Source organism: Xaviernesmea rhizosphaerae, assembly GCF_001938945.1.
Classification (GTDB): Bacteria; Pseudomonadota; Alphaproteobacteria; order Rhizobiales; family Rhizobiaceae; genus Xaviernesmea; species Xaviernesmea rhizosphaerae.
Genome location: NZ_MKIO01000047.1, coordinates 22,782 through 41,440 on the forward strand (window position 1 = coordinate 22,782; position 18,659 = coordinate 41,440).

The window sequence follows — 18,659 nt, forward strand, 5'->3', positions numbered from 1 at the left end:
GGTCGCTTGCCGCGCCCGCGGGCCGGTGTGGTTCAGTTTGATCTGCCTCCGGCGGCCGTCTTGCTCGAAGGCGAGGGGCGGGCACATCCCAGAATTTAAGGCGCTTCGAGCTGGCTATACCATGCGTTATCGCTAATACCAGCTTGGCGGTCACGCTGCGTGCATTGTTCAAAAGATCCTGCGAATGTCCCCTCGCAACGAAACGAGGAGCGGTAGGAACGATGGCAGCCTTAGATCGCGATTTAAAGATTTCCGAGTATAATCCGACGACTCCTACGAGCACGTTTCGTGCCGAATTTCTCATATTCAATAATAGCGATTTGTCGGTTTTTCATAATGGGGTCGAACGATCGGACTTCACCGTCACCGCAACCTATACGGAAGGTGTTGCGAGCGATGCGAAAGTGGTCTTTCGAGAAGGTCTAACAGGAAGCGTGAAGCTTATTCGAAATCCGAACGATCGGCATCGGGAGGCCACGAGAGTGGGTGTCTCTCCTGGCGGGATTTCAGACGGGCCCGATCAATCCGATGCAGTTTCCGCGTCGCAGGCCGCAGTAAGCGCAGATCAGTATCCTTTTATCGTCATTCCTGACGGGCTTGTCTCGGATTACAATATTGCGAACCAGACAGGGACGGACAATTCGCAAGCGATACTATCGGCAATGTCATCAGGAAAGCCGGTTTATATCCCGGCGGGGCAATATCTTGTTGCCAATAGCCTTATTGATCGCGCGTTGGAAAACGGGCTCTTTTGCGGGCCGGGTCGGATATTTTCCGCGTGGTTGTCCGGGAGAAAAGAAGAACAAGGTAAAATGCACGCCGCTGGAATTTGCACGCCGATGCGAGGCGAAGTCGGTGGCGGCGGCATCCTGTTGGGAGGAGAGGGGAAAAATAACAATGGCATAGTTATGTGGTCTTCATCGCCGTCAGGCTGGGCCGCTCGTCCCAAAACAGCCGGCTACACCGAACTTAACTTGTATCCCAATCTGCCAATAGGCACAGGAACCGGGCAGGCCGGCACGCCAAATGTGGTTTTCACCTATGGCTCATTTGACGGTTATAGCGATTATGTCGCAGTCGGAGATTTCATCGGGTTCGGCCTGGATAGATACCTTATTGCCAGCATCCGAAGTGATGGGTTTTCCCTCAGTACGACATCCGGTGGCGCCGTTAATTTCCCTGCGAATACAGAGAGAACTTGGCGCTACACCTATGATATTCGTCGTGGCGCCTGCAATATTCGCGGCAACAGCATCATCTTCATCGACGGTGATTTCTTCTTCAGCTTCTTTTATGATACCCGATCGAACAAGCTAAAAATTGGGAACACATGGTATTCTGTGACTCAGATTATCGATCCGCGCCAATTGAAGATCGATACGAACCTCGGGAATCAGGATAACATCGCATTTATCCAGAAAACTCACATCGAATTTGCGTCCGGATTGCGCACTCAGTCATTGATGGGCAGTCGGGAGGAAAATGCCTTCATCGGTGTCACGGATAAGGGCGAGATGAAAATTGACCTTCAAGGTTTTGTTAACGGCGCAGTCCCTCGCGAGATGCCGCTGATCATTGGTGGGGCGCTCAGCTACGATGCCAATGGCCTCTATGAGCACCTGACTTTGACTGCTGACGGAAAGCTTGGCGTAGGAGAGCCGCGAGATGTTGTCCGTGCATCGCCTGCGAGAACGAATAGTTTTGTTGTGAGCTCCGCAGCGCAAGGCGGCACAAAGGTAAGGGTCGTTTCCGACAGAAAGCGGGCGAGCTTTAACGGCGATATCCGGCTGGTCGACACCTACTTTGAGAACGACTATGGCGGCGCAAAGATTCAATCTCGCACGGCTGTCGGTACGTCTTCCCTGGCATTAAATCCAGAAGGCGGTAACGTCCTCTTGGGCGGGCCGGTGGTTCTGAATGGCGTGGGTTCGTATGCTGACGACGCTGCCGCTGCTAGCGCAGGGGTGCCGAGCAAGGGCTTATATCGTCGGTCCTCAGACGGTGTCTTAATGATGCGCGCTTAGCCTTTTGCATAAGGGGCTATTCTTGACTGTTGGACGCCTTGCCGGGATCCGCGGCTTGATCCTGGCAAGGCGTAATCATTCAGACCTTTACGTCTTTCCAGACCGGACGCCGAACCGTATCGACCCGCACCAGCTCTCGGATCTCAAGCCCCGGCCATTCGTTCGGCCATGGAAGCCAGATTTCCGCCTGCACGAATTCAGCAGAGGAGCACTTCTGGCACCGGAAGCGCGGCGCCAAATCAAGTACGGGGATGTTGTCGAAGACCGCGATGAGGTCGAGTGGTCGGTAGTGGCGCCGTGTCCTGCACCCGTGGCACCGCACCCGGATCAACGCGCCGAACTCGTTCGCTGTCGACAACCGCGGCGCCTTTGCCAGAATGCCAGGGTGACGCGATTTGCGGCCTTCAGGCATTGTCCTGCCGGTCGAAGCGTGGACGCCAGCCACGGGTGAAGCCGCTGCTTGCCGCCGCCTCAGTCAACGCCAGTTGCAGCCGGAGATGCTGGCAGTCATTGAGGAGCGCGAAGATTGCGGTCCGAGCGTCCCCGCCATGCCAAGCCAAAACGTCTTCAATCACATCAGGCTCAATTTTCGGCAGTGAAAGCGGCTTCATCGTAGATCTCCATGTTCCCATTTTGTTCTAATAGAAATCGGAGATAGCCGAAACGAAGCCTCGGCTGCAATGTCGGTAAGCTAATTCAATCGGAGGTCCGGAATTTGAGCGAACGGATCATGTGCGTCCCGCGAGCGTGACGGGCGCCCTATGCAAGTGCCTCCAGGGCCGTCGACGGCTGCTGGTCGTTCTGGAGCACTCCTAGTTGATCGCATTCGGGTTGCCAGTTTGAGCCTGCGCGCCAGCTCACACGGACTTCGTCCTGCCGCGGCGTTCAATCATGTTGTACGTGGATCCGATGAGCACGCCGACCAAGGCTCCTGTCGCTTTCACGAACGCGTCAATGAATCGAGGATGACGCGTCGGTGAGAAAAACTGAAGCAATTCGATCAACCCCGCGCAGACGATAAGAGCGATCCCGATAGCGACGCTATGACGAGGATAGGCAGCAACAAAGAGCGCTGACATGATCGTAAAGGCAAGAGCGCGGTCGAAATTGACGGGCATAACATCATGCGGTCTCCAGCCGATTGGAGACACCGTAACGAAGATGATGGCGGCGAGAGCTGTCCAGGCGGCAGTGCGAAGAATGGTGAGTGTCATCGTTCTGTCATTATACAGCGTTGCTGCATGGCAGCAATGAGTGGATGACCTCACCTCGTTGCGTAATCGGCTGTGGGGTCGAGCTTAGACTGCGCAGCAAGCTGACGCTTGAGACGTTGTTCGGATCCCGCAGATCTTTTATCCGTTTCGCTCTTTAATGTGGGGTCATATCTCGACGCGGCGGAAAGCTGGCCGAGCAAATATCCGGGTCGTGATATGGAAGTTCGGAGATCTGCCCGCAGCGAAAGCACCTCTGTTTCCCGTCACTGGTGACTTCCGGGTGGCGAACGATTGTTCGATACACCACTCCGTCAATCTCGATCGTCTCGGGCGGGATCTTCATTTCCTGTCCTCACGGCGACGTGGTCGAAAGACCACAATTGATGTCATAGCGAACCCCGTTGATTTCGAGCGTCAACCTACGGTCCTCGGTGACAAGACCCTGGTTAACGGGCACGCCGCCGAGGGCCATTGTCTTGTTGATGCCAGAAAAGCCGATGCTGCCGCGCCAAGGCGTGCTCTGCGTGTCGGACCACTTGATGAACTGATTGGTGGCCATCGCCACGCCGATATCGGAATAGACCGTATCGAGTTCACGCATGTCGACGCCGACGCCGGCCTGTCCCTGGAGACGGATGTGGCGCTTGGACTGCGCATAGCCGGGCTGCGCGAAGATCGCGATCCCGTCGCTGACGATATTGGTCCCTGCCGTATCGTTTGCCGACCCGATGACCAAATGGATGCCAATCCGCTGATTGTTCGGATCCGGGCCGGTCGCACCGCAGCCGACTTCCATGTTCACAGAGCCGGTCGTCGGGTTGCTTGTAAAGTCACGATATTCGGAGCATACACACCACACCCGTCCGTCGCCGCGCTTCTCGACGCGGGGATACACCGCGCAATGCTCGCCCGCACGAGCAGCGGCGCCGGCATCCGGCTGATAAAGCATGTTGACGACGAAAGCCCACTCGAAGCTATCGATTGGTTTCCGGATTGCATGATCAATGCGCATCGTGGAGCTAACCTGCCCGGCTGTTCCCAGTCCGGGCGTAGTGGTCTTGATGTCGCGTGTGATCCATACATCGGCGAAGTCATTGACGGCAGCATTGTCCTTCTTCACCCAAAGCCGGCCTCCGTCTTTAATAGCGACGCCCTGCAAACCGGCACCGTCGAAGTTTTCGAACTGCAGATAATCGCCCGGATTTCTGCCGCCCTGCCCAGCGACTTGAAAAACAGTCCCGGCCGCATCCTTCGAATACAGCTTCCTGTCGGCCGTATTCACGCCGAGTTCGGCTTCCAGAAGTTCGGTGCTGGTGAACACCTTGCCAGGGGTGGACGTACGGCGGTTCTGGAACCGGGTTGCCTTCGTGACCATCAGACGGCCCCTCCACCAAGGATATTGGCGTTCGAAATCTGGGCCTGAAGTTTGCCGATTGTTGACTCGATCTCATAAGTCGAAACGACGGGCGCAACGGGATCCGTAGCGTGTCGGACCAGGCGCAGCTTGTGCAACACAGTCGAAAGGAGGGACTTGGTTAGATCGCGATCGGACACGTAGCGCACCCATAAACGTCGATTTCAAGCGCAGGCAAAAAGACCAGCGACAGAGCTTGAAGTCGGTTGACGTTCGCCAGCAGTGAGGCTGGCATGGTTTGCGCGGGTCCGCGAGTTCCGCCGTATTCGCGATTGAAAAAACTATAGCACGCCTCTGCTCATCGGCAAAGCCGCCATTCGCGCCAAAGCGTCCCAAAGTTGGGGCGGCCGCAATTTTTATATGGGCTCCTGCTGCGGCTTCGGCCGCTGCGTTTGGACTGGGCCAGGGGGTGGGGTCCGACCACCCTAGGATCCGGCCGCGCGGGTTCATTGCGGTGACTTTGCCCAGACGCTGACCGGCGATAGCGCATCACGCTGTCCGCATCAGTATGCTCGTGCGGACATGGCAGATCGGGGCTTAAAAAGTGTATGTATGGGCTTGACGCAAATCAACGGACATATCATAGTTCGTACACTATCCATACGTACATCTAAGGTGGCACATGCAAAACGAATTTAGGACGAACGAATTCAAGATCTTTTCGGCGGTTCAGACCGAGCTTCGTGAAGCGATGATGCGCAACGACCGCCGCACTGCATATCTCGCTATGGAGGAGTTGCGCGGGATACAGGAACACTCACAGTGGCGGGCAATGCGCGCACGCTGTGCCGCTGTCCTGTCCGAATTCTCTGTTCACTGAGGTGTATAATGGCACAAACGATACTGTACTGCCGGGTGAGCACATCCGAACAGACGGCCGCCCACCAAGAGACACAGGCTAGGCAAGCCGGGTTCAAAATCGACCAGGTATTGAGCGATCAGGGCGTCTCAGGTGTAACCGTGCCGCTTGCTGATCGTCCTCAGGGGCGGCGTCTGTTCGACATCTTGCGCAGCGGGGACATTCTTGTCGTGCGCTGGGTCGATCGCCTTGGGCGAAATTACAGCGACGTCACCGACAACATCCGGGAGTTCATTCGGCGCGGCGTCATCATTCGCACGGTCATTAACAACCTGACCTTTGACGGTGCCACAAAGCAGCCCATGGAAATGGCGATTAGAGACGCCATGGTTTGTTTCATGGCGGCTATGGCCCAAGCCCAAGCCGAGGCTATCAAGGAAGCGCAACGGGCCGGGATTGACCACGCTCGCGAGGCGGACCGGCCTGGGGTCTACAAAGGCAGAAAGCCAAGCTATAGCCGCACGGATCTGGAGACGGTGCTTACGATGCTTGAGAAGCAGGCCGGCACGTCAGAAATCGCGAAAGCTACGAATTTAACGCGCCAGACGGTATTGCGGATCAAGGCCGATCCTAGAGGGGCAGATGATGCGCTAAAAGCCTGGGGGCAATGACCCCAACGCCAGCGCCTTCCGCAAGTCGTCACCCTGGCGCCCGAACTTGTCGGCCGAAATGGTGGATTTGACATACACGAGCTTGAGCACTCACACTCTGCCAAACGTCGCGTCGGGAACTCAATCATGATGCTAACAGAACCTGAAGTCGCCGAGCGCCTGCGGTGCAGCACGTCGAAAATCAAGCGGCTCCGGTTCGCCGGGAAGCTCGACTATCTCCCAGGGCGCCCCGTTTTGATCGACGAACGCGATCTTGATGCCTTCATCAGCGGGCAAAAGCGGATTGGACGAGAGCATGGAAGGCCTTCAAACGAAATCGCCGCAAGGACGGATGAGGCGCGGGAATGGGCGCTCGCTCAGGTGCTGGGGCTGAAGAAATGAAACTCCTGACCGAGCCGGAAGCCGCGCAAATCCTCCAATGCAGCACGTCTACAATCAAGCGGCTCCGGTTCGCCGGAAAGCTCGCCTATCTCCCAGGGCGCCCCGTTTTGATCGACGAGGCGGACCTGGCCGTGTACATAGATGAGAAGAAGCGCGAGCGGGAGCGACGGGACGCCGAGCGACGAGCCGCCCAGGCTCCAATGGAAGCGAGACGCTGGGCGGCGATCGCCGTGCTACTGAGACCAGACCGACGCAAGCCTAAATCTTCATGAAATCGCGCCGGCCGAATTGCCGGCGGCGCGGAAGCTGGGCCGCGGCATCAGTCGAACAGGGTCGGTCGGGTCTTTCCTTCAAGATCGCGAATTGCTTGCTCCAGCTCGCCGGCCGTCATCTCATGCGGTTCCTTCTGGCGGTCGTCGTCCGTGTCGGCATAGAGACCGGCGGCGCGGAAAAGGTCGCTGATCAGCTTCGCCCGCGCGGAAGGCGCTACGCGTTTGTCCTGCACAAGATCAAGCGCGATACGGTACACCTTCGGCAATTCTGTTTGTAAGAGGTCCTTGACCTGACGCTTCGTGTCGACCCCTCGGCGGTTCGTCATGTTCCCGTCTCCTATCCAAAAATATCATGTTGCTCGATCGCCGCGGCCAAGGCCTCCAGCCGGGCAATCTCGGCTTGGATGCGCGTGACCTCCGGGCCGACCTGTTTGGGTGTGGCCAATGCTGTGGCGATTTCCTTCGCGACGAGACGCTGTTGCCGCGCTGCCGCGCGCGCGCCTTTAGGGCCGGGCTGGTGCGAACGCTGCCATGCATCGTGCCGCTCTCGCTCTTCGGCCGTCATGGCTGCCAGGCGAGCCGCGCGTTTCTGCTGTGCATTTTTCTGGTCCCGCAGCTTCCGGGTCAAACGATCCATGGCGTCCGGGCGGTCAGCATCGGGCCATTTCGGTTTGTGCCAGTTCTTTCCCTTTGGTGTTCGCCCTCCATGGGCGTGGCACCTGCCGTTCTCCAAGGCAATGCGCTTACAAGGCTCGCCGGTCGTTCTCGCATGAGCTCCGCACTTCGGCTTTGTGTGCCGCTGGCTGTTCCAGTCCGCAAGGGCCTTCCGGGCGACGACCTTGAACCTTGCCGATCTCACCCAAGAGCTGATCCGCCGGCCGTCTTTGGCGTGCGTCTTAATCACGTGAGCCCACCTGCTGTTTTTGGTTTAGGGGTACGTAAGGTATCGTCCAGGAGGTGCCGCGAGACATCCTGTCCCGAAATCCCACTCCAACGGGAGCACGGAGAGCGCCGCTTGTCGGCGGCAGCGTTCCCCGTAGGGGCGACAAGCTCGACAAGCCGACAAGCGTTGATTTCATTGGCTTTTTTTCTTGCTTGTTGCTTCACTTCTGCCGACAAGCCGACAAGCGGAGGCAGAACCAGCCTTAACATGTTGTTTGGCTTGAATTTTCCTCTTGTCGCCGACAAGTTGACGATAAGGCCGACAAGCGTCACTGCGCGCCATCCTCAGCCTTCGCCGATCGGTCGATGTACCAGCACGCTGTTTGCGCAGAAGATCGTTTTAGGGCGCGGATCAGGACAACTTGTCCCGACCCTAACGTGAATTGCACGCCGCCGCCGCCCAACGCGCTCGTTATTTCACCGACAACGACATTCCGCGCTTTGCCCTCGAAGATGCCTTGCTCTCTGGCGCGAGCGCCGATTGCCTCCCAAAGACCCGGAAGCGGCAGAGTGTTGTTCTCGGCTAGCAGGTCGTGCGCGATCCTTGCGATCGCCTCCGCCTTGGATCCATCCACTTTCTTTCTCGTGCGGGCCTCGATCTTCACGAGATCCAGAACGGGAGCGAAATCACCAGCCGCCTGAAGCGCCGCGCGCGGATCGTCATCAAACAGCGCGCCGGCCGCACCCGGTCGAACGCCACAGCCATTTCCCACCGAGACGCTCATTCGCTTGAACACGAGCGGAACGCTGGGCTTTCGGTCATGACTGATTTTCGCATAGTCGAGCCGTATAAGGCCGTCTGCTGAGCTGACACCCCACGCCCTTTCGTCTTCCGCTTCGCCTGTGACGTTGACTAGAGTGAAAGCAGAGCGGACCTTCCCGACAGCCGCAAAGCCGCCGCGGCCTGCGCCCATGTCACCCGCTGCGTTTCGGGTGTGCTTGGCCGTATGATGGACCACTTCGATCGCGCATCGTGATCGGGCTGCAATCCAGGCAAGCTCTTGCAGAAGCGCGTCCTGGTCGTCATTACTGTTCTCGTGGCCGCCGGCCGTTAGGCTGATCTGCGTATCAAGGACCACCAAAACAGCCTTGTATTGGTCTATAATCCGCTCAAGAAGATCCGCGCCGGGCGCTCGCTTCATTGCAGATCGATCGTTGTCCCGCTGCATGATTGTGAGCTTCGTGCCATCCTCTCCGCTCCACAGAATGATGGGGTGTTTCGGTTTGGCTACATCAAAATGCCGCTGTGACGCCGCCAGTCTGCGTTCCATCTCGCTTAGGCGATCTTCCGCGTTGTAGATGATCACCGGGCCCGCCAGGTGAAGCCTTTCGGGGCTGATTGGCGCCCCGGTCTCATCAACGCCGCGAAGCACCGGCTCCGATCCACTGGAAACCGCAAGCGCATCGCGCAGCGCGAGTGTTGACTTCGATACCCCCGGTTCGCCGACGCACTGGGCAACGTCGCCGAGAGGCAGCCGTGGAAACACGACCCATTCCCGGGGCGGGATGCCCTTGGGTTCGATCCTGTCTGTCACCACTTTCAGGCCGGGTTGACCTATGTGTTGAGACGGATCCTCTTCAGAACGTTCCCTGAACAGGCTTTCTAGTGGCAAAGCCTCTTCCCGGTCTTCGAACATTTGCAGCTGAGGCGCCAAGTCGTAGCGGGCGCCACCATGGGCAAACGAGTTGATGACGAAAGGCCTTGTTGAAGCGAGCACCATGGCGACTGCACGCCCGCCGCCGTAATCGGGTTCAAGCGGATCAGCGCATGACTTCCGGTGGAATTGCGTCGGGTCATTGATGATCTCCCTGACGGTTGCACTGCTTCCATCATCGAAGAAGATCTCGAAATGCTCGTCCAGGACATGCCGTTCGGTGGCTGATTGCACACTTCGCCGCGCACTCTCAGGAGAGATGCCGCGCCTGGCGACCAGGTCAGCAACTCGCTGCTCGATATACGCCGCCCTAATCGCCTTTGCCGGCGCGGCAAGATCCGCTTCCATTTCGCTGACCAATACCCTCAGGCGGAACGCTTCTTCGGCACTGAGAGGAGGAAGTGAAGCAAGGTCGAGCATTCCTCCATCCTGGACGACACAGGGCCTCGGCAAAGCTCGCAGCTTGTCGTCCTGCAAGACGGGATCCGCTTCATAAAATAGGCGACTGCTGTCCGATGATGCGAACGTGTCAAAGAGCGTTCGTGGCAGGATGTGGCCGCTTGCGGTGATCTTGCCGTACAAAAAACCCGCGAGCATGAGCCGATCCGCAAGGTTCCTGACAAACTCCGGGATAAGCCTGCCGTCGGGCACGACATAGTAGCGGTGATGACTTGAGGTCAGACTTTTCTTACCGCCGACGCCGACGCCGACGCCAGCGGACGCAGAGTTCCTCCTGAGGAATGCAGCCTTCCCGAATGATGGATGCACAGACGCGAGCGCATGAGAGATAGAACCGGCCTCTTTCAGTGCACCAAGGAGCGCTTCCGGAAACTCAGCGCTATCGAAATCCATCCCGAAAATGGCGGGTCCGTTAAGGGCTTCGAAGTTTTCCTGCGTCCGAGAGAGATAACCCTCCTCAAGACCCTGGCGGGCGGTTGTGATCTGCCATTCGTCACGGCCGACGCGCGGCGGGGCGCAGATGATGGCCTGCTTACTGGTCAGCGACTGTAGCTGCGCCTCAAGGCCTCCAAGAACCTCTTTGGGCGTGCCTTCAAGACGAACTTTCCGAAAACTGCCGGCATATAGCCCAGGAGCCGCTTCCTTCTTGATGCCGCCAGTACCATCCATACTGTAGGCTTTCGTCAATCTCGCCGCACTTGTGACAAGAGTGATCGCGGTCGAGGTGCGCGGCGCCGGTGATGGCGATTGGGTAGCGCGCCATTTCTGGAAATCCGAACTAGTGCCCAAGCTACTAGATGCAGGTTGATGGCGCGGCATTTTCGCGATATGTTGATCTAGCATTTTTATTTCCTAACGGCCGGTTGCGCTTTGCCGAGCGCACCGGCTTCATTTTATGGACATCTCAGGATGCTGGCGCGCATAGGCGCGAGACGCGGGCGTCCGGGCTAATACCTGCAGCTCCTCGACGGCCTTGCGCACCGTTGGGCTTGTCGCACGCATGTACTCAAACGCTAGCAGCGCGTTCTTCTGGCTCGGCGTGTTGAACGGTGGCGGCAGGTAGACCGGGAAATTGTAGAACCTGGTCTCGTCTCGGTTTCGGCCGAAAACCGGCATCGTCGATATGTGCAGCAGGAGGCAACCGGGCCTTATGGTGGCACCGGGCGGAATGTCGCTGATCTTCGGTGGGTAAAGACCGAAGAGCAACGGCGCGGACATCTCGCGAACTTTGGGACGCCGCTTCGTCCTTCCGCGGATCTTCATCGGGTTCACCCGAAAATGTCCACTTCGGCCGCTTTAAGAGCCATTTTGCGGCGCTTTCGTTTGGGGCCCGGACGAAAGGCACCTGCCGACCTATCGATCAGCGCTTCGGCGTCTGTCCGGCGAACCAAGGTACGCCCGCCCACCTTCACCGCATCGAGATCTCCGCGCCGAAGCAGATTGTAGATGTGGCCGCGAGACGCGCGAAAGAACTCAGCTGTTTCTGGAATGGTCATCACCGGCCGCAGCTGGCTGTAAGCCTCAGCAGCGCGCGCGGTAGGCGAAGTGGTATTGCGGCTCAGCATCATCTTTCTCCATTTCTTGGAGTAAAGTGTCTGTAATGCCTAGATTTGTCAATCAAGAAATAATGCTAAGTCATTGATTTTACGTATGTCATATGTATGTCTCCAGTATGCAACTAGTTTTATGAAGGAATTCTGGGTGACATACGTGTGACATACATCCGGGATGGCGCATAATTACTGCGCTGAACCGACGCGGGCAGGGAGAAGGCTTCGGTGACGGCCGCGCCGAGTTAGGGTGCGGATTAGGGTGGCGCTCAAAACGCTTAAAATTCTGTAGGAAAATCAAGGTGAGATGGCGGACAGAGAGGGATTCGAACCCTCGATACGCTTTCACGTATACACGCGTTCCAGGCGTGCGCCTTCAACCACTCGGCCACCTGTCCATCCTGTCATCCTCGGCCCTGGTTGAAAGGGGGCAAGGCGGGTGGCTGGCACCCGTTCGGCCGGTTCCCCGGCGGACGGGCGGATATATACCGATGATCTCGGCGAGATCAACTGCTTCGTGACAAGTTTTTGAACTCTTTGATCGTGGACGCGCAAAGGCTTGGGATTGTCTGGCGGCGGATGCGCTCCTATCTCTGGCAAGTGGCGGCAGTCGGGCGGACCAGGCGAGGGGCAAAGGCGATGCGGTTCTTGATGCGGGTGATGAGTTTCCTCGCTTTGGTGCTTGCCGTCGTTCTGGCCACGGTCGACGCGCTGCAGTCCGTGGCGATCGGCGCGCCGCTGTTCATGCCGCTGGCGGAGGCTCTGGCCGGATTTGGACAGTCCGGGCTGGTGCTTGTTCAGGCGCTGGAGCGGCCGCATCCGGAAATCAGTGCCATCGATCCGCTGTTGCAATGGGCGCTGTCGCAGCCGGCGTCGATCGTCTTCTGCGGCGTGTCGCTTCTCTTTTGGATGATCGGCTATCGCCGCCGGCCGGCGCGTGCCTCCTTCGCCTGACATGGTCTGAAAAGGGAAGAGGCGGCCGGACGGCTGCTTGAACCCTGGGACCGGACACCCCGCGTGCGATGCCCGGCAGAATGATGGCTCCATGGATGAGGCTTTCGGTCCTGATAATCCTGCCGGCCTGACGCCGATGATCGGTTGGGGGCGGCAAGGGGCCGGCGATGTGCCGCCGGGCTGGAGGAGGAGCGGGCTATCGATGCCGGATCGTCTTTCCGTTCGCTGATCCCGTCTGTGTGCTTTTATCTTTTGCAAGGACCGGATCGCCCGATCCCGATGAAATCACGAGAAACAAGAAAGGCTTGTGCCATGCTGTTTTCCGAGCTGTTCAACAAGAAGATCGAAATGCCGGCGCCGAGTGCTGCCCTGCCGGGGCGCGAGGTGCCGATCGCGACGGCGGACATCCATTTCGTCAATGGCAAGCCGCTGCATGGCCCTTATCCGCAGGGCTTGAAGAGCGTGCTGCTCGGCATGGGCTGCTTCTGGGGCGCCGAGCGTCTGTTCTGGAAGATCCCGGGGGTCTATGTCACGGCGGTCGGCTTTGCCGGAGGTTATACGCCGAACCCGACCTATCGCGAGACCACCACCGGGCTGACCGGCCATACCGAAGTCGTCCGCGTGGTCTATGATCCTGCCAAGGTCAGTTTTGCGGCGCTGCTCAAGACCTTCTTCGAGGAGCATGATCCGACCCAGGGCATGCGCCAGGGCAATGATGTCGGCACCACCTATCGCTCCGCCATCTATGTCGAGGATGCGGCGGATCTGGAGGAAGCCAAGGCCGCGCGCGCCGCCTATCAGGCCGCGCTCGACGAAGCCGGCCGCCCGGCGCGCATCACCACCGAGATCGCACAGGCCGGCCCCTTCTTCTTTGCCGAAGAAGAGCACCAGCAATATCTGGCCAAGAATCCCGGCGGCTATTGCGGCCTGCGCGGCACCGGCGTGTCCTGCGCCCTGTAAGATCTGTCGCACCGAGCATCGGACTGAATCCAGTCCGATGCTCGACGTTTTCGCTTGCATCGAATTTCTCGGAAACCGGTTCCCCGTCTCGGTCCGCTGCGAGACGATGCCTGCGCGGCTGCCATGTGCCGCTATGCGCGGGCCATGATCGTCCGCCCTCTGGCTGCCGACGATCATGCGGGGCTGGCAATTGAACCGCGACGTCCTTCGCGATAAACCTGACTTTATAAGAATAGTTTTCAGGGCGGCCCGTGCCGCTTTGTCAGGTGTGAAGGACGGTCGGCATGGGCTTTCAGCCGCGCATGCACAATCGCATCGAAGGCTTCAGCATTTTGGGCGGGCTCAAGCGCCTGAGTTTCCCCGGCATGACGGCGGATCTCTGGGATGTCGCCTGCGCGCCCGAGGCCGGTGGCTTTTATCTGGGCGAGGATCCCCGCCTCTTCATCGTCCTCTCGGCCACCGGCGACGAACGGCGCAGCCTGCGGCTGTCGGCGCCGGGCCTGGAAGCGGCGGAGGCGGGGCCGAACCTTTCCCCCAGCCTCTCCTATGTGCCGGCAGGACTTGGTCTGCGCGGGGAGATGCGCGCCGTCAGGACGCTGCGCCATCTCGATCTTCATATTGGCCGCGAGGCGCTGGCCGAGCGTCTGGGCGAAGGGACCGATCCCCGCGCGCTGTCGATCCCGCGTCTTCTGCAGCCGAGCCCGGAGCTGCTGCCTGTCGCCCGTCTCCTGGCCGTCGAATGCGAGGCGGCGCAGCCTCTGCTGCCGCTTTATGCCGAAAGCCTCGCCTTGGCGCTGCTGATCGGCCTTCTGCGCCTGCCGGCTCCGGCGGCGCCTATGCGCGCGGGGCTCGCGCCCTGGGCCTTGCGCAGGGTCGTGGACTTCATCGAGACCCATTGCCAGCGTGCCATCCGGCTGGAGGAGCTGGCCGGTCTCGCCGGCCTGTCGCCCTCGCATTTCTGCCATGCCTTCAAGGCCTCGACCGGCATGGGCGCGCATCGCTACCAGATGGAGGCGCGGCTGGCGCGCGCAAGGACCCTTTTGAAGGCGGGCCGGCTGTCGATCAGCGAGATCGCTACGGAGACCGGCTTTGCCGACCAGGCGCATTTTACCCGCGCCTTCCGCCATCTCTCGGGCACCACGCCTGCCCGCTGGGCCCGCCTGCACCGGGACACCTGAACGCTTGGCGCCAAGGACGGGCGGCCTTCGCGCCCGCTCCTGTCGCTGTTCATCTGCGGGCAGCTGTGCCGCCTGCGCCACAGTCGCGGGAAGGATCTCCGGCCATCGCAGGATCGCGCAAAAATCGCAGGAAACGACAAGCACCGCCTTTATTCCTGAGTTATGCGCTCATCTTAATTCGGGCCGAACGCGGCCCTGGTCGAATGAGCGGATGCGGGACGATGAACAAGCGGCAGGTCGAAATCTGGAAGACGGGCGTGGCATGGCTGGTTCTGGCCGTGGCGGGCCCTGCCATGGCGCAGGAGACTGAGGCGCCGCAGACTTTGAGCGGGCAGGCGCAGGAGAAGCAGGGACAGGCGACGGTGCTGGACACCATCACCGCCCGGGGCAGGGGTGATGCGACAGGCACCGGCCCGGTGGAAGGCTATGTGCCCAGGACCAGCGCCGCCGGCTCGAAAACCGGCGCCGATCTTGCCGACGTGCCGCAATCCGTCTCCGTCATCGGCCGTCAGGAGCTCGATGATCGCGGCGTGGTCACCAAGGTCGACGAGGCCCTGCGTTACACGCCCGGGGTCACCACCCAGCCCTTCGGCACGGATGCCGACACGGACTGGTTCTATCTGCGCGGCTTCGATGCCACCCAGTCCGGCGTCTTCCTGGATGGGCTCAATCTCTATTCCTATGGTTTCGGCGGCTTCCAGATCGATGCCTATGCGCTGGAGCGCGTCGATGTGCTCAAGGGGCCGGCCTCGGTTCTCTATGGCGGCGCCAATCCTGGCGGCATCGTCGATCTCGTGCGCAAGCGGCCGCAGGACGGCACCACGCGGGAAGCGGAAATCGGCATCAACAATTTCGGCAATGCCTTCTTCGGCTTCGACGTCAACGATAAGGCGGATGCTGCTGGTGCCGTCACCTACCGCGTGACCGGCAAGATCGCCGGCGGCGAGCAGGAGACCGATTACAGCAACGACCTGCGCGGCTTCCTGATGCCGCAGGTCACCTATCGGCCGGATGACGCGACAAGCCTGACCGTCTATGCGATGATCTCCAGCTTCAAGCAGCGCCATACAGGCAATGGCTTCCTGCCCTATGAGGGCACGGTCACCCGCGCGCCCTATGGTCGGATCGACCGGGATGCCTTCTTCAGCGAGCCTGATCTCGATACCGGCCGTGCCGACCAGCAGCTGATCGGCACCGAAGTCACCCATGAATTCGACAATGGCTGGCAGTTCAGCCAGAGCCTGCGCTATGCCCATCTCGATAAGCACGAGGTGATGTTCTACCCCTATGGCTACGTCAACACCACCGATCCGGCGAGCCCCCTCTATTACCAGCTGAACCGCATCGGTTTCGAGCATGACACAGCGGTCCATTCCTTCGCGGCGGACAACCGGCTGACCGGCACCTTCGCCACCGGTCCGCTGGCCCATGAGGTGCTCGTCGGTCTCGACTACAAGCATTACCGCATCGACCAGACCCAGGCGGTGCCGGCCTGGCCGGCGGCGGCGACGCCGATCGATCCCGTCGATCCGGTCTATGGCCTGCCGCAGCCGCCGATCAACGGCACCTATCTGGACCAGACGCTGACGCTCAGCCAGCTCGGCCTCTATGCCCAGGACCAGATCCGCTTCGGCAATGGCTGGCTGGTGACGTTGAACGGCCGGCAGGACTGGGTGAAGACGGAGTCCGATGCGCGGATCGGCACAAGCTATTCCGCCGATGACAGCGCCACGACCGGCCGCGCCGGTCTCGCCTATGAATTTGCCAGCGGCCTGACACCCTATGTCAGTGCCGCGACCTTCTTCAATCCGCTGATCGGCACGGCCTATGATGGCGGGGCGCTGAAGCCGGAAGAAGGCCATCAGATCGAGGGCGGCATCAAATATGCGCCCGGCTGGGCCGATGCGCTGATCACGGCCTCCGTCTTCCACATCGTCAAGCAGAATGTCGCGCTCACCCGGCCGGACTTTCTGCAGGAGCAGCTGGGCGAGGTGACCTCGACCGGCTTCGAGTTCGAGGCCAAGGCCAATCTCACGCAGAACTGGCGGGCGCTCGCCTCCTATTCCTATACGGATCTGGAGATCACCAGGGATCTCAACGCCGATCTCGTCGGCAAGCGCCCCTATCTCATCCCCACCCATCAGGCCGCCTTCTGGCTGGATTATCTGGTGACCGACGGCGCAGCCGAGGGCATGAGCCTTGGCGCGGGGCTGCGCTATCAGGGCAAGTCCTTCGCCGACAATCTCAACCAGTTCGCGGTGCCGGATGCGGTTGTGGTGGATGCCGCCATCCGCTACGAAAAGCAGGGATGGGGCGCCGCGCTCAACGTCGCCAACCTGTTCGACAAGGATTATGTCGCCGGCTGCCAGGGGATCTACACCTGCGGCTATGGCGCCGGGCGGACGGTCACGCTGAAGCTCAGCAAAAAATTCTGATCCTTTGCTGTCGACAAAAAGCATGCTGCCCTTTCGGGGGCAGCGACATTTTTTTGACCAGTTGAGAAAAAATTTCGGATGTTTTTTGTTAGGAGCCATGCAAGGATGCCGGCCAGCCAGCGCCCCTGACGCGCGAAGTCCGCATGGCTGGGCACGCGGTTTCGCCAGTCCGTTCCATCGGGATCGGGGGATGCCAGGTCAGGCGACCGAGGGGTTCGCCTGTCTTCCGGCGTGGCCAAATACAGGATCCTTAGAACAACAGGGCTCAACGATGAAAAAAACTCTCCTCGGTCTCCTGGCCTTTTCGCTGATGTCGGGCGCCGCCTTCGCGGCCGATGTCAAGCCGGCGATCATCTATGATCTTGGCGGCAAGTTCGACAAATCGTTCAACGAAGGCGCCTTCAACGGCGCCGAGAAGTTCAAGACCGAAACCGGCACGGCCTATCGCGAGTTTGAAATCGCCAACGACGCGCAGCGCGAGCAGGTTCTGCGCCGCTTCGCCGGCGACGGCAACTCGCCGATCGTCATGGCCGGCTTCAACTGGGCGGCCGCGCTGGACAAGGTCGCGGCCGAATATCCCGACACCAAATTCGCCATCATCGACATGGTGGTGCAGCAGCCCAACGTGAAGTCGATCGTCTTCAAGGAGCAGGAAGGGTCCTATCTCGTCGGCATTCTCGCCGGCATGGCCTCCAAGTCCAAGACCGTGAGCTTCATCGGCGGCATGGACATCCCGCTCATTCACAAGTTCGCCTGCGGCTATGTCGGCGGCGCCAAGTCGACCGGCAAGGACGTGAAGACGCTGGAAGCCTATACCGGCACCACGCCGGAAGCCTGGAACGACCCGGTCAAGGGCGGTGAAATCGCCAAGTCGCAGTTCGCTCAAGGCTCCGACGTGGTCTATCATGCCGCCGGCGGCACGGGTGTCGGTGTTCTGCAGGCCGCTGCGGATGCCGGCAAGCTCGGCATCGGCGTCGATTCCAACCAGAACGGCCTGCAGCCGGGCAAGGTTCTCACCTCGATGCTCAAGCGCGTCGACGTTGCCGTCTACAATTCGTTCAAGAGCGCGGCCGACGGCAAATTCGAGCCCGGCATCTCGGTTCTCGGCCTGAAGGAAGATGGCGTCGGCTATGCCGTCGACGACAACAACAAGGCGCTGCTGACGCCCGAAATGACCGCCGCCGTCGAGAAGGCCAAGGCCGACATCATCGCCGGCACGGTCAAGGTCCACGACTACATGACCGACGAGGCCTGCCCTTACTGACGAAGGGGATGCCCCGCGCGGCCTTTGCGGCCTGCGCGGGGCGCTCCTGTCACGATCCCGAAGGCTGGGGGGTGTTCATCCGCGGTCCGCTCAGTAGTGCGGCGGCCGGGTGATGGCAGGGGCATCGAGCGTCTGTTCTTCCAGAGTGAGGAAGCGTTCGGTCAGCCGCTCTAGCTTGGTGCGCATCTGCTCGACCGTCTTCCATTGTTCGGCAAGCTGTTCGGACAGCTCCTCGATGGTGCGGTTCTGATGGGCGACGGTCTCCTCCAGCGCCTGGATGCGGTCGGCTTCGGTCATCATCTCACGGTCCTTCCTGTCTCAAGACAGCTGGCGGCGCGCCGTTGCGGGCAGAGGCAAAGCCGGGATCGGCGGCCTGTGACCTGTCGGGCGGAACAACGCTATCCTCTAAAAAATCAAGGCTTCCGCTTGCCGTTGCCAGGATAAGCCTTCTTATTGCTTTCATCGGATAAGGGTCCGGACGACGCGG

19 protein-coding genes and 1 tRNA gene are annotated in these 18,659 nt (G+C 60.0%); 9 read left to right on the plus strand and 11 right to left on the minus strand.

Annotated elements, in window-relative coordinates:
* The first annotated feature begins 221 nt into the window (after positions 1 to 221).
* Positions 222 to 2,024, plus strand: a complete 1,803-nt coding sequence (locus tag BJF92_RS25420) for a pectate lyase family protein (RefSeq protein ID WP_143524183.1) — start codon at positions 222 to 224, stop codon at positions 2,022 to 2,024.
* 79 nt (positions 2,025 to 2,103) lie between these two features.
* Here the strand turns inward: BJF92_RS25420 and BJF92_RS23320 are convergent, their stop codons facing one another.
* The 4 genes from BJF92_RS23320 to BJF92_RS23335 all read right to left on the minus strand — a co-directional run bounded on the left by BJF92_RS23320 (position 2,104) and on the right by BJF92_RS23335 (position 4,613).
* Positions 2,104 to 2,382: a hypothetical protein gene (locus BJF92_RS23320; protein WP_078058355.1), complete on the minus strand. Its 279-nt coding sequence runs from the start codon at positions 2,380 to 2,382 to the stop codon at positions 2,104 to 2,106.
* 46 nt (positions 2,383 to 2,428) lie between these two features.
* Complete coding sequence (locus BJF92_RS23325; RefSeq protein ID WP_075637160.1) at positions 2,429 to 2,635, minus strand: dehydrogenase; 207 nt, start codon at positions 2,633 to 2,635, stop codon at positions 2,429 to 2,431.
* Between the two features lie 246 nt (positions 2,636 to 2,881).
* Complete coding sequence (locus BJF92_RS23330; RefSeq protein WP_198931584.1) at positions 2,882 to 3,238, minus strand: VanZ family protein; 357 nt, start codon at positions 3,236 to 3,238, stop codon at positions 2,882 to 2,884.
* 352 nt (positions 3,239 to 3,590) lie between these two features.
* Complete coding sequence (locus BJF92_RS23335; protein ID WP_075637162.1) at positions 3,591 to 4,613, minus strand: hypothetical protein; 1,023 nt, start codon at positions 4,611 to 4,613, stop codon at positions 3,591 to 3,593.
* An 867-nt stretch (positions 4,614 to 5,480) separates the two neighbouring features.
* On the opposite strand from BJF92_RS23335, the gene BJF92_RS23345 reads away from it, so the two are divergent.
* The 3 genes from BJF92_RS23345 to BJF92_RS23355 all read left to right on the plus strand — a co-directional run bounded on the left by BJF92_RS23345 (position 5,481) and on the right by BJF92_RS23355 (position 6,775).
* Complete coding sequence (locus BJF92_RS23345; protein ID WP_075637164.1) at positions 5,481 to 6,122, plus strand: recombinase family protein; 642 nt, start codon at positions 5,481 to 5,483, stop codon at positions 6,120 to 6,122.
* A 126-nt stretch (positions 6,123 to 6,248) separates the two neighbouring features.
* A complete protein-coding gene (locus BJF92_RS23350; protein WP_245294877.1) occupies positions 6,249 to 6,503 on the plus strand; it encodes a helix-turn-helix domain-containing protein in 255 nt (84 codons plus the stop codon).
* Complete coding sequence (locus tag BJF92_RS23355; protein WP_075637166.1) at positions 6,500 to 6,775, plus strand: helix-turn-helix domain-containing protein; 276 nt, start codon at positions 6,500 to 6,502, stop codon at positions 6,773 to 6,775. Before BJF92_RS23350 ends, BJF92_RS23355 begins: the two co-directional genes overlap by 4 nt.
* A gap of 47 nt (positions 6,776 to 6,822) precedes the next feature.
* On the opposite strand, the gene BJF92_RS23360 is transcribed toward BJF92_RS23355, so the two are convergent.
* From BJF92_RS23360 to BJF92_RS23385, 6 genes are all read right to left on the minus strand, one after another.
* Positions 6,823 to 7,101 (minus strand): hypothetical protein, encoded by a 279-nt coding sequence (locus tag BJF92_RS23360; RefSeq protein WP_139790694.1) that lies wholly within the window; start codon positions 7,099 to 7,101, stop codon positions 6,823 to 6,825.
* 11 nt (positions 7,102 to 7,112) lie between these two features.
* Positions 7,113 to 7,412 (minus strand): hypothetical protein, encoded by a 300-nt coding sequence (locus tag BJF92_RS23365; RefSeq protein ID WP_075637168.1) that lies wholly within the window; start codon positions 7,410 to 7,412, stop codon positions 7,113 to 7,115.
* A 574-nt stretch (positions 7,413 to 7,986) separates the two neighbouring features.
* On the minus strand, positions 7,987 to 10,518 hold the full coding sequence (locus tag BJF92_RS23370; protein WP_158032265.1) for an AAA family ATPase: 2,532 nt from the start codon (positions 10,516 to 10,518) through the stop codon (positions 7,987 to 7,989).
* Between the two features lie 201 nt (positions 10,519 to 10,719).
* The gene (locus tag BJF92_RS23375) at positions 10,720 to 11,103 is read right to left on the minus strand and encodes a hypothetical protein (RefSeq protein WP_143524184.1); all 384 of its coding nucleotides are present in this window, start codon (positions 11,101 to 11,103) and stop codon (positions 10,720 to 10,722) included.
* Positions 11,100 to 11,396: a helix-turn-helix domain-containing protein gene (locus BJF92_RS23380; protein WP_078058362.1), complete on the minus strand. Its 297-nt coding sequence runs from the start codon at positions 11,394 to 11,396 to the stop codon at positions 11,100 to 11,102. The genes BJF92_RS23375 and BJF92_RS23380 overlap by 4 nt, the downstream gene beginning before the upstream one ends.
* Positions 11,397 to 11,689: 293 nt before the next feature.
* Positions 11,690 to 11,779, minus strand: a tRNA-Ser gene (locus tag BJF92_RS23385).
* A gap of 241 nt (positions 11,780 to 12,020) precedes the next feature.
* Between BJF92_RS23385 and BJF92_RS23390 the strand changes: the two genes are divergently transcribed.
* From BJF92_RS23390 to BJF92_RS23410, 5 genes are all read left to right on the plus strand, one after another.
* Positions 12,021 to 12,335 carry a hypothetical protein gene (locus tag BJF92_RS23390; protein WP_075637171.1) on the plus strand — a complete coding sequence of 105 codons (315 nt, stop codon included), beginning with the start codon at positions 12,021 to 12,023 and terminating at the stop codon, positions 12,333 to 12,335.
* A gap of 312 nt (positions 12,336 to 12,647) precedes the next feature.
* Positions 12,648 to 13,295, plus strand: a complete 648-nt coding sequence (gene msrA, locus BJF92_RS23395; protein ID WP_075637172.1) for a peptide-methionine (S)-S-oxide reductase MsrA — start codon at positions 12,648 to 12,650, stop codon at positions 13,293 to 13,295.
* Positions 13,296 to 13,579: 284 nt separating this feature from the next.
* Entirely contained in the window at positions 13,580 to 14,473 is an 894-nt protein-coding gene (locus BJF92_RS23400) for a helix-turn-helix transcriptional regulator (RefSeq protein WP_075637173.1), read from the plus strand.
* 221 nt (positions 14,474 to 14,694) lie between these two features.
* Entirely contained in the window at positions 14,695 to 16,908 is a 2,214-nt protein-coding gene (locus tag BJF92_RS23405) for a TonB-dependent siderophore receptor (protein ID WP_075637174.1), read from the plus strand.
* A 271-nt stretch (positions 16,909 to 17,179) separates the two neighbouring features.
* Positions 17,180 to 18,172, plus strand: a complete 993-nt coding sequence (locus tag BJF92_RS23410; RefSeq protein ID WP_075637175.1) for a BMP family lipoprotein — start codon at positions 17,180 to 17,182, stop codon at positions 18,170 to 18,172.
* A gap of 90 nt (positions 18,173 to 18,262) precedes the next feature.
* On the opposite strand, the gene BJF92_RS23415 is transcribed toward BJF92_RS23410, so the two are convergent.
* On the minus strand, positions 18,263 to 18,472 hold the full coding sequence (locus tag BJF92_RS23415) for a SlyX family protein (protein WP_075637176.1): 210 nt from the start codon (positions 18,470 to 18,472) through the stop codon (positions 18,263 to 18,265).
* Positions 18,473 to 18,659: the final 187 nt, after the last annotated feature.